This window comes from Fictibacillus barbaricus, assembly GCF_014635025.1.
GTDB classification, from domain to species: domain Bacteria; phylum Bacillota; class Bacilli; order Bacillales; family Fictibacillaceae; genus Fictibacillus; species Fictibacillus barbaricus.
This window is the reverse complement of sequence record NZ_BMCE01000001.1, coordinates 88043-104973: the sequence shown is the minus strand read 5'-3', so window position 1 is coordinate 104973 and position 16931 is coordinate 88043. Positions and strand designations below refer to the sequence as shown.

General features: G+C 41.5%; 14 protein-coding genes. 6 read left to right on the top strand and 8 right to left on the bottom strand.

The genetic code is table 11. From position 1 onward, the window contains the following. Positions 1 to 27: 27 nt before the first annotated feature. A complete protein-coding gene (locus tag IEV52_RS00520; RefSeq protein WP_188400593.1) occupies positions 28 to 900 on the bottom strand; it encodes a GNAT family N-acetyltransferase in 873 nt (290 codons plus the stop codon). Between the two features lie 155 nt (positions 901 to 1055). Between IEV52_RS00520 and trhA the strand changes: the two genes are divergently transcribed. Both trhA and IEV52_RS00510 read left to right on the top strand, forming a co-directional pair. After that, complete coding sequence (trhA, locus tag IEV52_RS00515; protein ID WP_188400592.1) at positions 1056 to 1697, top strand: PAQR family membrane homeostasis protein TrhA; 642 nt, start codon at positions 1056 to 1058, stop codon at positions 1695 to 1697. A gap of 22 nt (positions 1698 to 1719) precedes the next feature. Further along, the gene (locus tag IEV52_RS00510; protein ID WP_188400591.1) at positions 1720 to 1905 is read left to right on the top strand and encodes a DUF6954 family protein; all 186 of its coding nucleotides are present in this window, start codon (positions 1720 to 1722) and stop codon (positions 1903 to 1905) included. Positions 1906 to 2031: 126 nt separating this feature from the next. On the opposite strand, the gene IEV52_RS00505 is transcribed toward IEV52_RS00510, so the two are convergent. The 5 genes from IEV52_RS00505 to IEV52_RS00485 form a co-directional block, all read right to left on the bottom strand. Continuing rightward, the gene (locus tag IEV52_RS00505) at positions 2032 to 3135 is read right to left on the bottom strand and encodes a M24 family metallopeptidase (protein ID WP_188400590.1); all 1104 of its coding nucleotides are present in this window, start codon (positions 3133 to 3135) and stop codon (positions 2032 to 2034) included. A 354-nt stretch (positions 3136 to 3489) separates the two neighbouring features. Continuing rightward, a complete protein-coding gene (locus IEV52_RS00500) occupies positions 3490 to 4872 on the bottom strand; it encodes a glycine--tRNA ligase (protein ID WP_188400589.1) in 1383 nt (460 codons plus the stop codon). A 335-nt stretch (positions 4873 to 5207) separates the two neighbouring features. Continuing rightward, positions 5208 to 6164: an aminoimidazole riboside kinase gene (locus IEV52_RS00495; RefSeq protein ID WP_188400588.1), complete on the bottom strand. Its 957-nt coding sequence runs from the start codon at positions 6162 to 6164 to the stop codon at positions 5208 to 5210. A 62-nt stretch (positions 6165 to 6226) separates the two neighbouring features. Continuing rightward, positions 6227 to 6724, bottom strand: a complete 498-nt coding sequence (locus tag IEV52_RS00490) for a PTS sugar transporter subunit IIA (protein WP_188400587.1) — start codon at positions 6722 to 6724, stop codon at positions 6227 to 6229. Between the two features lie 207 nt (positions 6725 to 6931). Beyond that, entirely contained in the window at positions 6932 to 9301 is a 2370-nt protein-coding gene (locus IEV52_RS00485) for a M14 family zinc carboxypeptidase (protein WP_229754139.1), read from the bottom strand. A gap of 567 nt (positions 9302 to 9868) precedes the next feature. Between IEV52_RS00485 and IEV52_RS00480 the strand changes: the two genes are divergently transcribed. The 3 genes from IEV52_RS00480 (at position 9869) to IEV52_RS00470 (ending at position 14075) form a co-directional block, all read left to right on the top strand. After that, on the top strand, positions 9869 to 11539 hold the full coding sequence (locus IEV52_RS00480; RefSeq protein WP_229754138.1) for a PTS transporter subunit IIBC: 1671 nt from the start codon (positions 9869 to 9871) through the stop codon (positions 11537 to 11539). A 3-nt stretch (positions 11540 to 11542) separates the two neighbouring features. Next, on the top strand, positions 11543 to 12340 hold the full coding sequence (locus IEV52_RS00475) for an endonuclease/exonuclease/phosphatase family protein (RefSeq protein ID WP_188400584.1): 798 nt from the start codon (positions 11543 to 11545) through the stop codon (positions 12338 to 12340). Between the two features lie 70 nt (positions 12341 to 12410). Continuing rightward, on the top strand, positions 12411 to 14075 hold the full coding sequence (locus tag IEV52_RS00470) for a glycoside hydrolase family 13 protein (protein ID WP_188400583.1): 1665 nt from the start codon (positions 12411 to 12413) through the stop codon (positions 14073 to 14075). A 39-nt stretch (positions 14076 to 14114) separates the two neighbouring features. Here the strand turns inward: IEV52_RS00470 and IEV52_RS00465 are convergent, their stop codons facing one another. Beyond that, on the bottom strand, positions 14115 to 14435 hold the full coding sequence (locus IEV52_RS00465) for a hypothetical protein (protein ID WP_188400582.1): 321 nt from the start codon (positions 14433 to 14435) through the stop codon (positions 14115 to 14117). Between the two features lie 120 nt (positions 14436 to 14555). Between IEV52_RS00465 and IEV52_RS00460 the strand changes: the two genes are divergently transcribed. Continuing rightward, positions 14556 to 15530 (top strand): nuclease-related domain-containing protein, encoded by a 975-nt coding sequence (locus IEV52_RS00460; RefSeq protein WP_188400581.1) that lies wholly within the window; start codon positions 14556 to 14558, stop codon positions 15528 to 15530. Between the two features lie 139 nt (positions 15531 to 15669). On the opposite strand, the gene desB is transcribed toward IEV52_RS00460, so the two are convergent. After that, entirely contained in the window at positions 15670 to 16752 is a 1083-nt protein-coding gene (gene desB, locus IEV52_RS00455; RefSeq protein ID WP_188400580.1) for a Delta(10) desaturase DesB, read from the bottom strand. Positions 16753 to 16931 lie beyond the last annotated feature (179 nt).

Sequence of the window (16931 nt, the reverse complement as noted above, 5' to 3'; positions counted from 1 at the left end):
GAAGGACAAGAACAGGCTTACCCGTGATTATACCGGTTTCTCTGTTCTTTTTTTGTTAAATTTCAGTTCAATATAATCACATACGGGATTGTAACCAATATTTTGATAGATTTTATTTGAGGTGGGGTTAGCTAGGTCTGTAAACAAGGAGCAGAACTCATACCCTTCTTGCAGCAGATATTCGCTTAATGCAGCCACACAGGCACTTGCGTATCCTTTTCCTCTTAAACCTCTTGGTGTATAAACGAGATTGACAGAGACTCCTTTAATATTGGGCCGTGTTTTTGAGGCCATCGAAACAGGCCGGCCATCTTCTTCCCAGATAAAGAGAAATTCGTTCTTGGTTCGTTCCAGAGCATACTCCTCTGCTTCAGCCAAGGTCATAAGCTGGTTCGTCTCTTGTGTCATCTCAAGTACCCATTGGGGTAAGAAAGTTAAGTCTGCGTCGGTTGCTTTTCGTAATTTCCCGGTACGTGCCGCAGGCTGAATGACAGACTGCAAAGTGTAAAGCCTGAGATCCATTACTACTTTTTCTTCTAAATGGTGTACTTTCGTCCACTCCTCAGAGAATGCTCTTCCAACCGCCTTTGGTGAATTCAGTTTCTGAATAGCGTAATCTTCTTTAACCAAATAATCGACTAAATACGGGACCGCGCCAACACCATCTGCTTCATCTTTTTCGAGAAGCAGCAATGCATATGGCGGAATCAGCATAGCTGCAAGCATTATCTCCCCATCTTTTTTCACTGTTGCAAGAAAAGGCTGTTCCTCTTCCCATACTTTGTCTTTAAATCTTAAACTGTTTCCAAGCATAAGTCCCGCCCTGTCTTCCTGTTCTAACAAGAAAGACTCTACTTCATCGTAAAAGGCGGGAATGGATAAAAAACGTGTTACCTCCATAATCATGACCCTCTCTAATCTATAAAGTCTTTAATCTTACATATTTCCATTCTGTTAAAACGATTCCTTCTAAATCATAAAATCTTCCACTCTTTATTTGGGTAAAGGATACCTTTTCTGATATACTTACCGTAACGTAAAGGAAGGTGAACGGAATGGGTACTCATGTCTTTTCAAAACGTGAAGAAATAGCAAACGCCATAACACATGGACTTGGTGTTCTTTTAAGTGTTGCGGTCACTTCTATTCTGCTAGTGTTTGCAGTTTGGAAAGGAACAGCGGTTCATATCGTTAGCTTTGCCGTATTCGGAGGAACGATGCTGGTGCTCTATACAGCTTCAACCCTCGTACACGCTTTTCCTCAAGGTCGGGTTAAAGATTTATTCGAAATTATGGACCACGCTGCCATCTATCTGTTTATCGCTGGAACGTATACACCGATCGTTCTAGTTGTTGTAGGTGGTGCGCTGGGGTGGACATTATTCGGAGTGGTGTGGGGACTTGCGATCTTCGGTGTTGTGTTTAAAGTCTTTTTTACCAAAAAATTTGTAGTGTTATCCACGCTTGGATATGTAGCAATGGGCTGGCTGATCACGTTTGCTTTTCAGGATATTATGGCAACTATGCCGCCAGCGGGCATTCAGTTATTGGTTGCAGGCGGAATCATCTACACGCTAGGCAGTATCTTTTATGTATGGCGCAGTTTTCCGTTCCACCACGCAGTCTGGCATCTGTTCGTATTAGCCGGCAGTGTCTTGCACTTTTTAATGATGTTTTATGTGCTGCCTCTTTCATAGAATGATGTAAGGGGTGATTAAAATGAAGATTGTACTGAGGATCGTTTTTGGGATTGCTTTTCTGTCAGTTGCATTTTTCGGTCTTGGTCCAGTGATGTTAGCAGACGGCATGATGGGAGAACGGATTCTATCATTAATCGTGGTTTTACTCATTTTTGCAGCGTTGTATGTATTATATAAATGGTCAATGAAGAAGAGCAGAGGGTGACTGCTCTTTTTTTATGCTGGCGTTCAAACGTTTCGCTATATTGTCATTCACATTAATCTGTCCAATTGGATTTCCGCTCTAAAAAAGGGTGACTCCATTCACTTGGAGACACCCTTTCACCACTTTTTACTTAATAATCTGCAATTCTTTCGGGTATTTCGTTAATGTTTCGTGCCCATCAGCTGTTACGTATACATCATCTTCAATACGAACTCCGCCGATATCATCGATATAGATGCCTGGCTCGATCGTATACGTCATCCCTTCACGCAGCACGCCGTCGTTGTTATCGCTCATAGAAGGAAACTCATGAACATCGATTCCTAGTCCATGTCCGATTCTGTGCGGGAAGTTATCTCCGTAGCCAGCTTCAGTAATGTGTTTACGCGCGACAACATCCAGGTCACCGATGCGCGTTCCAGGCTTAGATGCTTCTAGTGCCTTTAACTGGGCTTGAAGCACTGTATCATAGATCTCGCGGCGCTTCTCATCCAGGTCACCAAATGCTACTGTTCGCGTGATGTCCGAGCAATAGCCATCAAGCACAACACCAAGGTCAAACAGAACAAAGTCGCCATGCTGAAGTTTTCTTAAGCCAGGCTTCCCGTGAGGCTGTCCCGCTTTTTCGCCGAACAACACCATCGTAGAGAACGACATCTGGCTGATGCCTTTTTTCTTCAGTTCATACTCAATCTTAGCGAGTACTTCCATCTCGGTTACACCCTCATGAAGTGCCGCAACACCCACTTCAACCCCGTAATCTGCAAGTCTTGCCGCTTCACGCATTGTTTCAAGCTCGCTTTCTTCTTTAATGAGGCGAAGCTCGTTCAACAATTCTTCAGCCCCGACTAACTTCACATCTGTAAACATGCCAAGAAGCTTTTCACCACGTGCATAAGGAAGTGTTTCTTTTTCGACTGCAACAGAAGAAGCAGCCGTCACACCGCGGCTCGCCAAAGCATCCTGAACCTTTATCCAAGGATCTTCAGAATCACTGTAACCAACGATCTCGTAAGTCCAGCCTGCGCCTTTCGCTTGTGAACGCTCCATTCCTGGGCAGATCATGAACGGTTCACCATCTGCTAATACCACAACACCAAGCACACGCTCATGCGGGTCCGAGTAAAGTCCGGATAAGTAGAAAACGTTCGCTGTTGTATGGATGAACGCGAAAGTATGCCCTTCTTGCTTTAACCAACCTTTTACCTTTTGAATACGTCCTTCGTTCATATGTATACCTCCAATAAAAGCCCGCAGGCTAATGAATTAATCTCTCACTGTCTATTGTAAAATAAACGCCGAAGAAAAAACAGAAGCACACATCGCATGTCGCAAAATGTGTGCTCTTTTAAATAAGGGTTTTATCTAAAAGATCGTTGATTCTCGTCATTTTTCCCTCATTGACAAGTTGATTAGTTGATTGAAGTGCAAGGTGCGAGACTCCTGGGGGACCAGCGGGACAGGTGAGACACAGCAGGTGCAAAGCACCAAGGTGGCTCACCGCACGCCCCCCGGAAAGCGAGCATCCTGGAACGGAAATCAACCACCCACAAGGGCAACAAAGATCGTGAAAACAGCCTTTTATTAAAATTGTACTTTTGACTCGATAAAGCTCTTTAAATCTGCAATCTTCACACGCGTCTGTTCCATCGTGTCACGGTCACGAACCGTAACCATGCCATCTTCTTTTGAATCAAAGTCATATGTGATACAGAACGGTGTACCGATCTCATCCTGACGGCGGTAACGTTTCCCTATCGATCCTGTTTCATCATAATCTACCATGAAGTCTTTCGCGAGTGAGCTGAATACTTCAGTCGCTTCTTCAGAAAGCTTTTTCGACAACGGTAAAATAGCCGCTTTGTAAGGAGCAAGTGCCGGATGCAAGTGCATAACCGTTCTGCTCGTTCCATCTTCCAGCTCTTCATCTTCATAAGCATCGATCAAGAACGCAAGGGTTACACGGTCAGCACCTAGTGAAGGTTCAATGCAATACGGAATATAACGCTCGTTCGTTTCTTGGTCAATGTAGTTGAAGTCTTCACCGGAATATTCCATGTGGCGCTTCAAGTCAAAGTCTGTACGGGAAGCAACACCCCAAAGCTCGCCCCATCCGAACGGGAACTTATATTCAAAGTCCGTCGTCGCGTTTGAGTAGTGAGAAAGTTCATCTTCGTTATGGTCGCGAAGACGAAGGTTTTCTGAAGTCATACCTAGAGATTTCAACCAGTTCTCAGCAGTATCTTTCCAGTAATTGAACCATTCGATCTCATCACCTGGCTTACAGAAGAACTCAAGCTCCATTTGTTCGAACTCACGTGTACGGAACGTAAAGTTACCTGGCGTGATCTCGTTACGGAAGCTCTTACCGATCTGCGCGATACCGAACGGCAGCTTTTTACGCATCGTACGCTGAACATTTTTAAAGTTAACGAAAATACCTTGAGCTGTTTCTGGGCGCATGTAGATTTCGTTTGAGCTGGATTCTGTTACACCTTGATGTGTTTTAAACATCAAGTTGAACTGGCGGATGCTTGTGAAGTCATGGCTACCGCATTCAGGACAAGCGATGTTGTACTCTTTTACGAGCTCTTCCATCTTTTCAAATGGAAGGCCATCAACAATGATCTCTTTTCCTGTCTGTTCAGCCGCATCTTCGATCAGCTTGTCTGCACGATGACGCGCTTTACAGTTCTTGCAGTCCATCATCGGGTCATTGAAGTTACCGATGTGTCCAGATGCTTCCCATGTACGCGGGTTCATTAAGATCGCTGCATCAAGTCCTACGTTGTAAGGTGATTCTTGAACAAATTTTTTCCACCATGCTTTTTTTACGTTATTCTTCAGCTCAACACCAAGTGGACCGTAATCCCACGTATTCGCCAGGCCTCCATAGATCTCTGATCCCGGAAAAACAAAACCGCGATGTTTCGCATGATTTGTGATGGTTTCCATGTTTTTTGACATTTTTTATTCCTCCCATTCGGATTTTGCCTTATGGACCGGTTGTTTTTATAAATAAAAAACTCCCGTCCCAAGGCGCTATGCCCAGGGACGAGAGTTGTATCTCCCGCGGTTCCACCCTAGTTGATCCGTATGTAAAAACGAATCCTCTTTTCAAAAGCAACTCCGGACTGCCGTTTCACTAATGTCTCCTACCGGGCTAACACCGTCCCCGGCTCGCTTAAAGAAGTATAAATTAGCTACTATAAATCCTTCACAGCTGCATATCATCTTTTATAATAAAATAATATTACCAAAAACTTAAAACATTAGTCAAAATATTTTCTTATTATATGTGGCTATTGCTTGTTTTGTGCAAGCTCCTGCTCCACTTGTTCCAATGTTGGCAGTGCTGTCATCGCACCTTTTACGGAAACAGCAAGAGCACCAGAAATACTTCCAAAAAGCGCCATATCACTTGCTTCATCTAGCGTAAGGTCTTCTAAAGTACCTCTGTATTCATTCAAACGATGGAGAATTCCAGAAACAAAAGCATCACCTGCGCCTGTCGTGTCCACAGCAGATACACTTTTTGCAGGAATATACTCTCCACCCTCTTTTGTTACAACGTAGCTGCCGTCATCCCCGAGCGTAATGAATAAAAGTGGAATATCATACTGCTGAAGAACTTTAATGCCCTCCTCGACCTTTTTAAGACCTGTAATAAATTCCAGTTCCTCTTCTGAGATCTTTACGATGTCTGCGTACTGCAGCATAGAGATGATCGTTTCCCGTGCATGTGCAGGTGTCTTCCAAAGAGACATTCTTAGATTTGGATCATAGGAGACCCACATGCCGTTATCTCTGGCAAGTTTAACAGCTTTTTCAGTCGCACTCTTAGAAGGTTCGCCAATCAATGAAATAGAACCAAAATGAAGAATCTTATGATCTTTAAAAAGACTTGGCTGAATATCTTTCTCTTCTAAAAATCGGTCTGCACTAGGATTGATATAAAAGTCGAAAGAGCGTTCACCGGCTGCATCAAGGGTAACGAAAACAGCCCCAGTTCTTACTTCCTCTGTTTTGTACACATGAAAAGCGTTCACACCATAACTTTTCAATGTATCAATCATAAAATTTCCTAAAACATCATCTCCAACCTTACCTAAGAAAGTAGATTTTGATCCTAAGCGGGCTACACCAACCGCTACATTGGCAGGTGCACCGCCAGGGCTCTTCTGATAGGTAGTATTCGTTTCATCGGTTGGAATAAAATCAATCAGTGCTTCTCCTAATGAAATGACACCTGTTTTCATAATAGCCTCTCCCATTTGAAATATGGAAAAAAATCAGGCAGTAACGGCCTGATTCTAATCACTTATTTCATTTTTATTTGAAGTAAAGAAGTTTCACCTTTTGTTGCTTCTGAAGCGGCGTGTTTATCCAAAGATTCTACAGCATCTCCATTTGTAATAACGATTGGCGTAACCGTGCTAGCCGCTTTTTCTTTAATTAGATCTAAGTCAAAGCTTAAAAGTTTGTCACCCGTTTTTACTTTGTCGCCGACGTTCACATGACCTTCAAAGCCTTCACCGTTCATGCTTACTGTTTCAAGCCCAACGTGAATGAGGATTTCTGCACCTGCTTCAGATTGGATGCCGATCGCATGTTTCGTATGAAAAAACTGAACGATCTCACCGTCAACAGGTGATACAACAACACCATCAGTTGGTTCTATCGCAATACCGTCACCCATCATCTTTTGAGCGAATGTAGGGTCTGGCACCTCTTCGATCCCTACAATCTTCCCTGTTAATGGAGCTACGATCGTTTCTTCTTTTTTAACTTCTTTTTTTCCAAATAATTTATTGAACATCACTTTTCACTCACCTTTCGGATTCTTACTTTTATAATTTACACCTGTCTGAGTGCTTTAAAACATTTCATTACCAATGATACAAAGAAAGACCAAAGAACAAGAAACGAACGTTCGCTTGCTCTTCAGGTCTTTTTCATTTTAACAGGGCAACTTCCCTATAAAAGTAATCCAGTGCTTATCACATTGTCAATCAGAAAGGTCCTCCTATTGATAAAGTGCATTGGATAATAATCGGAATAAATAATCGGTGTGATCACGGAATCCAGCTTCAATCCCGATCAGGGTTACATCCTTTTCTGCATCTTCCACGATAACTGCCTGTCCTGAAGCCTGTTCATTGCCTTTCCAGTGACCTGCAACGAAGAAGTCGCCAGCTGCCAATGTGGCTACAGCTTTTGCATCACCAAGTTCAGTAAACCAAACCGGTCTATACACAAAGCCTATATCGGAAGCTTTGTAACCAGCCGTAACCTCATCTTCACTATAGTTCACCTTTACGATTCCATTGCTGTTAGCACTCCCTGTGTTTATCTTCACAGAGGTTAATCCTAGCTGGCTTGTGGCTTTTGCACCGCCAGCACCTACAGAAATGTATTTTCCGCCGTTCTCAATGAACGCATGTACATTCACTTTAAAACGATCGTATGCCTCTTTGCTTCCCACAGCGAAAGGCTTATTGCCAACACTTAATCTTTCATATTGAAGCAAAGCATCAGTTCCTGAGAACAGGAACGCATCGAATTGTCTAAGACCGTTTTCCGCAACTTCTTTTGGTGTTACTTCTGTTACAGAGAAGCCTAAACGTTCTAGAGCAAGCTTTGTCCCTGAGTGGCTTTGCGCTTTATTCATTCCCCCGTCTTTAAGGATAGCCACTTGAAGTGTTGTGAGCTTTTCTTTCTCAACGGGTAATACAGCTTCCTCTAGGGTAATTCCTGACTGTTGCACGAGCGATTTGTTCGTTGCTGCTAATGTTTTTACGTAGAAATTACCGTCTTTGCCTTTATATATACTCTCACCAGCTCTCACTAGATCATTTACGAGTTTCACAGCTTGTACAGAGCTATTAGAGATTACATATGGCCCTTTACCATTTAGAGAACCAGCATAGTCTGATTCTTTAACAGGAGCTGTTTTAGCTTGTAATTCTTCTTTTACTTCAATAGCTTCAAAGCCCCAAAGCTCTGGAAGGCTCCAAGCTGAGATGTCATACATCGCAGGCGTGTCATTCGTAATATCTTCTCCGTCCCATAACATCGTATTAGCAAGGCCTGCTTTTGCTTGGCTCATATCAACGATGTACGTTCCAGCAGGATACGTCTTGCCGTTTGCCGAAAAGGACTTCACTGATTTTTCTACTGATATATCATTTTCAAGAAGATGATTAACTGCCTTTTCAGTAACCGTAGGATCCTTTTCATTTACAGGAAGCACATACGCATTGGGGAAAAAGCCTTCTTCATGGTATGGGTGATCAAAATTAATACCGCGTTTAAAAATCTCGATTTGGTCCGTTAGCATGCCTTGTTTGTTTTGAGTAGTAAATTTAAGAGCTCCCATTACCGCATCATTTGCCCATCTGACACCATCCCAGCTGTTTGTTGGTGCCTCGAGCGTATACCCGTATGCCCCGTGATACATTGCATACATCGGTGTAAAAATCGGTGGGTAATCATCCCATCCTGCACTATCATCACGCTGTGGGATATATGTTCCTGTCATCGACTTATAATGGTCACTTTCATAATTTGCTTTATTCCCTACAATCTCAGCTTCCATAGCCTCCGCCTGATCTAGAGCCCATTTGGAGAACAAGTCGTACTCATAGTTCGGATTATGAGGGGGTGTACATGGCTCAATAAGGCCCGGTTTACCGTCCGAACTGTTCACATAGCCGTGAAGGTCTAAGAAAACCATCGGATTCCATTCTGTGATCAGGTCTACCGTCTGCTTTGTTTCCTCCTGAGACTGTGTAATAAAGTCGCGGTTCAGATCAATGCCATTTCCGTTAAAACGGGTTCCATCCACACGGCCATCGGGATTAGCTACCACATTAAAAATTAAGATGTTGTTTTTCAAGATTTCTCTAGTTTCTGCATCATCATCATTTGCAAAACGGTCAATCAGCTGAAGAACTGCATCAGAACCTATGTATTCCGTGCCATGTATAGAACCGTTGATCATAACAGGTACCTTAAAATCAGGGTTTTGTGCAATCCAGTCTTGAGCTTTTTGAGGGTTTTTGAACATTTGCTTGCGAAGCTTTTTATAATGGCCGTATTTGCCTTTATCTTCAGGGTTAGAAATCGTTACGACATACATGGGGTAGCCGTCAGCGGACTTTCCTGTTTCCTCTAAAGTCACTCGCTTACTTTCTCTATCAATCTTTTGGAGCATTCCACCTATCTTTGAGTATTTTACAAAATTATAATGTTCAGAGTTAAACGGGCTGCCATCAGCCTCTTCATAAGCATTTACATGAGTCCATTGCTTTTGTGGCGCTTCTGCTGTTACTGCATAAGGCATTGATGACAGCAAGCTTAAACTTAATGCACCTGCTATCCATTTCTTCTTCATCATTTGTTTCTCCCCTTTCCTCAATTCAAAAATAATCATACTTAAAATTGAATATTTATACAAACTATTTTTAAGGCAAATGTGCTCCATACTTCTTATTCCATAAAGATTATTTAAAAGCCTGTCATTATTTTCATTCTGTATATAAATAAGAAAATATTCATAGTCCTTTAATCTCATAAAGCGTTTATTTCATTCAGCTTATTAGGTAATATTTAATAATTTGGATAACACCAAAAATATGACTTAACGAACCGATTTGCTCATCCTTAAATAAACTGTTCTATAAAAAATTACTAAGATCAGACAATAATGCAAAAACTACAAAAAGAAGGTTGCCAGCAACAAATTGTGGCAGCTTTTTTTCACTAAATATCGAGCAAATTGGGAAACTTTTATTCATTTTTAAGAAATATGACTTGTAAATAAAAACGTTTTATTCTACAATCACTTATGCAAACGATTGCACCAATGTGCATATACAAATATGTAAGCGATTCAATTTTTTTTGCAATCAACTGAATGCGATTTCAAAAATTCAATAAAAGATATATACTTAAGGAGGAAATGGATTTGAATAAACGTGGAAAACTCATTTCATTTGATTTCTGGCAAAAGCTCGGTAAAGCGCTTCTTGTAGTAGTAGCGGTTATGCCAGCTGCAGGTCTGATGATATCATTAGGGAAAGTTATAGCAATGTTTGGCGGAGACATGACTTTAGTGCAAACGATTGCCCGTGTTATGGAAGACATCGGGTGGGCAATCATTACTAATCTGCACATCTTGTTCTCCGTAGCTATTGGGGGATCTTGGGCTAAAGAACGTGCTGGCGGTGCATTTGCAGCTGTTATTGCGTTCATCCTGATCAACCGTATTACAGGCGCTATCTTCGGTGTTAATAGCGCTATGATGCTTGAAGAGGGTGCTAAGGCTAAGTCCCTTTTTGGCAGTGAACTAGTTGTTGGCGACTATTTCACATCTGTACTGGGAGCACCTGCTCTTAACATGGGTGTTTTTGTCGGCATCATTTCAGGTTTCCTTGGTGCGGTGCTTTTCAACAAGTACTACAACTACAATAAGCTTCCAAATGCATTAGCATTCTTTAACGGAAAACGTTTTGTACCTTTTGCCGTTATCTTATGGTCAGTGATTACAGCACTTCTACTTGCGCTTGTATGGCCTTTTATTCAGACACTTTTAAATGACTTTGGGAAATGGATCGCAACATCTCGTAACACTGCTCCAGTTATCGCGCCATTCGTGTTCGGTACACTAGAACGTCTATTATTGCCGTTTGGTCTTCACCACATGTTAACGGTGCCGATCAACTATACAGAACTTGGCGGTACGTACCAAATCATGACTGGTTCTGGTGCAGGTTCTTCTGTAGCTGGACAAGATCCACTATGGTTAGCTTGGATCAATGACTTGAACAACTTCTTAGCTGCTGGTGATACAAAAGCGTATCAAGCACTTCTAAATGATGTTGTACCTGCTCGTTTTAAAATGGGACAAGTTGTTCTTTCAACAGCTTCACTTGTAGCGATCGCTCTTGCGATGTACATGAACGTTGATAAGGACAAGCGTAAAAAGTATAAGTCTATGTTCTTATCTGCAGCACTTGCGGTTTTCTTAACAGGTGTTACAGAACCAATTGAATTCATGTTTATGTTTGCTGCACCATTACTTTATGTTGTGTATGCAATCACTACAGGTCTTGCGTTCGCAGTAGCTGACTTGATTCATGTTCGTGTTCACGCATTTGGTTTTATCGAGTTATTAACACGTACTCCATTGCTTGTAAAAGCAGGGTTAACTCGCGACTTAATCAACTTTGCATTTACTTGTATCGTGTTCTTTGGATTAAACTTCTCCATCTTCTATGTATTAATCAAGAAATTCAACCTGCCTACTCCAGGTCGTGCAGGAAATTATATCGAGACAACGGAAAGTGACACTGCTGCACCTGCTAAACATGAAGCAGCAATAGGCTCAGATAACTCTCAAGCTTCAGCGGTCATCAGCCTTTTAGGCGGAGCTGACAACATTGAAGACGTTGACGCATGTATGACTCGTCTTCGTGTAACCGTTAAAGACACTACTGGTGTTGCAACGGAAAAAGAATGGAAAGAGAACGGCGCCCTTGGTCTGATCATTAAAGATAAAGGTGTTCAAGCCATCTACGGGCCAAAAGCGGACGTATTAAAATCCGATATTCAAGATCGTTTGGGGATGTAATTCATGAAGTTGTTAACGTTAAACGTTCATGCTTGGCAAGAAGAGAACCAGATGGAAAAATTAGAGATGCTTGCTCGCGATATCGCGAGCGAGCGTTATGATGTAATTGCTCTGCAAGAGGTCATGCAGTCGATCGACTCACCTATCGTCAGAGATAACATCAAAAAAGATAATTATGCCCTCGTTCTTTTAGAGCTAGTGAGGAAACTTGGCGTTGAAGATTATGACTTTGTATGGGATATGGCTCACTACGGCTATGTAACGTACGAAGAAGGACTGGCGATCATTAGCCGTCACCCGATTACGTCCCACGAAAGCTTTTTTGTTTCCGATCTGCAGGATATGCATAACTGGAAAACACGAAAGATCGTAAAAGCCTCTATCTCATATGAGGGACAAGACATTCAATTCTTCTCCGGCCACTTTGGCTGGTGGAATGATGAAGCAGAACCGTTTAAAGGTCAGTTTGATCAATTGATTGAGCGCATACCTGTAGAAGGTCTATCCTTTATCATGGGTGATTTAAACAATGATGCTAACGTTCGAGATGAAGGCTTTGATTACGTGAAGTCAAAAGGGTTTTATGACACGTATGAACTTGCTTCCGAAAAAGATGACGGCCTTACGATCTCAGGCTCCATCGCAGGATGGGACAACAACGAAGCAGGACGCAGAATTGATTATATCTTAACCAATAAACCTGTTAACGTTCAGCATTCATCTGTACGCTTTAACGGTAAAAAAACACCGGTGGTCTCTGATCATGCAGGTGTAACAGTAACTTTAGAATTAGAAAACTAACAGACTATGGGGATCCGGATTAACGGTATCCCCTGCCCTGTAGTTTAAGAGAAAATATGGAGGTAACATTATGGAAAAAGTTTGGTGGAAAGAAGCCGTTGGCTATCAAATTTACCCTCGCAGCTTCCAAGATTCAAATGGAGATGGAATCGGTGATCTAAAAGGGATCATTCAGCGCCTGGATTACATTAAAGATCTTGGCATCGATGTGATCTGGATCTGCCCGATGTACAAGTCTCCAAACGATGATAATGGGTATGACATCTCTGACTATCAGGACATTATGGACGATTTTGGAACGATGGAAGACTTCGATCTGCTTATGGAAGAAGTTCATAAGCGTGGTATGAAGCTGATCATCGACCTTGTACTGAATCATACAAGTGATGAACATCAATGGTTTATTGAGTCTCGTTCCTCTAAAGACAACCCAAAACGTGATTGGTACATTTGGAGAGACGGTAAAGATGGCAAGGAACCGAACAACTGGGAAAGCATCTTCTCAGGATCTGCCTGGCAATATGATGAAAAAACAGACCAATATTACCTGCATGTTTTCTCAACGAAACAACCTGACGTGAACTGGGAAAACCCTGAAGTTCGTGAAGCGCTGTATGACACAGTTAACTGGTGGCTGGATAAAGGGGTCGACGGTTTTCGTATCGACGCGATCAGCCATATCAAAAAGCGTAAAGGATTCCCTGACATGCCGAACCCGAAAAACGAGAAGTACGTTTCTTCTTTCGACATGCATATGAACCAAAAAGGCATTCATACATTCCTTCAAGAGTTCAAAGACCGTACGTATGCAAACTATGATGTCATGACAGTTGGCGAAGCGAACGGTGTTAAGATTGATGAAGCTGACCTTTGGGTAGGAAAAGTAAACGGCAAGATGGACATGATCTTCCAATTCGAACACCTTGGTCTTTGGGATGCGGAAACGAACCCAGAAGTAGATATCGTTGAACTGAAAAAAGTGTTATCACGCTGGCAAAAAGGCCTTGAAAAAGAAGGCTGGAACGCACTCTTTATCGAAAACCATGATAAAGCGCGTGTTGTTTCCACTTGGGGGAACGACAAGGAGTTCTGGTATCAAAGTGCAACAAGTTTTGGTGCGATGTACTTCCTTATGCAAGGTACGCCATTCATCTATCAAGGTCAGGAGATCGGTATGACAAACGTCCAGTTTGATTCCATCGAGGACTATGATGATGTAGCGATCAAAAACATGTACCGCATCAAACGTGAAGAAGGCGTTTCACACGAAGACATCATGTCCTTGATTTGGGCATCTTCCCGTGACAACAGCCGTACACCTATGCAATGGAGCAATGATAAGAACTCTGGCTTCACTAACGGCACACCTTGGATGAAAGTAAATCCAAACTTTACGGAGATTAACGTGGAGAAACAGGAGCAGGACGAAAAATCTGTTCTGAACTTCTACAAAAAGATGATCTCGTTGAGGAAAGAGAACGAGATCTTTACGTACGGAACATATGACTTGATCCTAGATGACCACAAGCAGATCTATGCTTACACGCGTACGTTGGGAGAAGAAAAAGTAGTCGTGATCACAAACCTTTCTAAGGATGCAGCTGATTTTGACTCGACACTTACGCTGAACGCTAATGAACTTTTATTGGCAAACGAAGAAGTAGCAGCTCATGAAGAAGTGACTAGATTCACTTTAAAGCCGTATGAAGCGCGTGTATATCGCGTTAAAGCGTAAATAGTAAAACGTGCTTTCCGATTATGGAGAGCACGTTTTTTATTGTGGCAAGTGTTTTTCAAACCGAATAAATGAATATAAGCGCAGGAGTACGATCAATGAACATACAATCGTTATGGCAGGAGTAATGTCCGTGAACAAAGGGATCCATGCCACAATAAAAGCAACAATTGCTGTGAAATTTCCGGAAAATCTATTGATCGGTGTATTGGAAACAAATAAGGCAGCTGCTCCTTTTAACGAGTTGGCATAGCAGGATTCATGATACAGCCGGATTTTAAAAAACGCCCAAACGGTAACAAGGTCTTCCCTCACTTTAATGGGTAATAAGCAGCTTTCACAATGCATTTCTTTTTCCATAGGGGATTCTCCTTCAAACAAACGATATGAATATATTCTAGAAAGATTATGCGAAATCCTATAACAATTTTAAAGGAGTTACTCCCCTCAAAAAAGAAAAATATCTTGAGGAGTGATGCTATGATAAAAAAAGTAAGAAAGATACCTATTTATATGAATAGATTAGAAACTCTTATTAACCGGTTAGATGATGATCCTATTAAACAGAATCTTGAAAGAGAATTAGCTAAAATGGCTGCTGGGTTTCGTGGTGAAGAGTCACTTAATTATTTTTTAGACCTGCTGCCGCATAAGAAAGATTGCCATATTCTTCAAGACTTAAGAATTCTCCATGAATCCACATATTTTCAAATAGACACCCTTCTAATCAATCCCGCGTATTGTCTCATAATCGAAGTAAAAAACATTTCCGGAACTCTTTTTTTTGATCATATTTTTCAGCAGCTTTTACGAACAACAAACGGCGTAGAGGAATCGTTTCAAGACCCTATTTCACAAGTAGGACGGCAAAAACTCCAACTTGAAAATTGGCTAATCAAACATAAATTTCCCCCAGTCCCTGTTGAAACTTTAATTGTGATGACACATTCTCAATCCATTTTGAAAACTAACGATATAACTAAACGAATTCCAAACAAAGTCATTCATAGTACCCAACTTTTAAACAGGATCCAGCAACTCAATAGAAAATATAAAAACACTCTAGTTTCAAAGGATATGAACAAAATAACAAAGAGATTGATTAAAGAACACACACCGCGTGAGATTGATATATTTGAACGTTTTCAAATTCATAAAGAGAGAATAATAAAAGGAATCCAATGTTCTAAATGTCTAGCTTTTGGAATGATAAAAGGGCATGGAACTTGGAAATGTCCAAAGTGTGACTTTACCAGTAAAGATGCACACATAAATGCTTTAAAAGATTACTGTCTTCTTTTTAATTCATCTATTACAAACAAACAAGTACGTGATTTTCTTAAACTTTCTTCCACTTCTATTGCTTCAAAACTGCTCGTTTCCATGGATTTGCCTTACACAGGGACTTTTAAGGATAGAAAATACTCCCTGCAAAGCATATTGGATTACGAATAACGAGTTTACTGTCCACTTTTAAACTTTTACTGTCGACATTTCATATATTACTGTCCACTTTTCGTAATTTACTATCCACTTCTACAATAATACTGTCCACTTGTCTCTCCCGCCTTCGACCAACAAAAAAACACCCAAATTAATGGATGCTTTTCGGTGTTTGATTCGATGATTTTCGTTCTTGCTTCTCCGCCCCTGTTTCATTCATTCCATGCCCAAGGGAAGGATACAAGTTGCCTGGAGCCGGATCAACGAATTGATGCTGATTAAAGTACACATGCGGTGTCTTCCATAACGCGACTAGTGCTTTCCAGTGCGGCATCTCATGATAACGCTCAGGCCACATCTCTTTAATGTGCTTCTTAACGAGCGGATAATATTTTGGACTCATCCCAGGGAACAAATGATGTTCGGTGTGATAAGAGAAATTAAAGTGAAGCACGTCCACCCATTTTGGAACGGTAACCGTTAAGCTGTTCGCCAACGGGTCGTTTACCTCTGTGATTGGGTTCAAACGGTGATTCGTTGAAATATAGCTCATTACGATCGCATTTGCAATTAATAACGGCAAAAGAACCGCAAAGAACCATTTAACAGGTCCCAGCCAAACCAGTAATCCTAACCATGTCGCCCAAGGCAATAAAAGCTGAATCCATACAGATGGGCGATTGCTTGGCTTGAATTCCTTGATAAAACGCTTGAACATGAACAGACCGTGCATCGTAAAAGAAACGGATAAAAAGGCAAAGCTTACAATAGAACGAATCCACATCGGAAGCTTGTACACTTTTTGTAATAACGGTTTGTGTGACAAGTTTTCTAAGGTCGGCCACGCATCTGGATCTTTTTCGTCATGCTGCGTATGAACATGGTGTGTTGTATTATGCCATTTACGCCATAATTTTGGACCCACGCTTAACGGCCAAAACGCTACTGCTCCTAAAAAGTCACGCAGCCAAGGCTTGCGAATGACAGTGCCGTGAAGAATTTCATGTCCTAAAAAGCCCATTCCGGCAAAACAAGTTCCTAAGATTACAGCAATTCCGATTCCTAACCAAGGATGCAGATTATTTAATAAACCGATAACTAAAATACCGGCGATTGCGATCAATAAATAGACTAGTCCGCCCCATAACCGTGATGGTACCGGTTTAAATGCCTCTTTCGGAAGCTTGGGAGCGATCTTGGCTGCATACCAGCCGAACGATTGTAAATCTTTCATTTGCTCAACTCCTCTAAATCTGACTCTTTTGAATTCTTGTTCTTTACTATGGTAACAAGGATTGTTTTATGAATCAACTATTTTTATTACCTGGTAATAATAGTTGGTATTATGTACCCACAAAAAAACAGGTCACACTAAAGGATGACCCGTTTTAAAAAAAATTATGAATGTAAAGA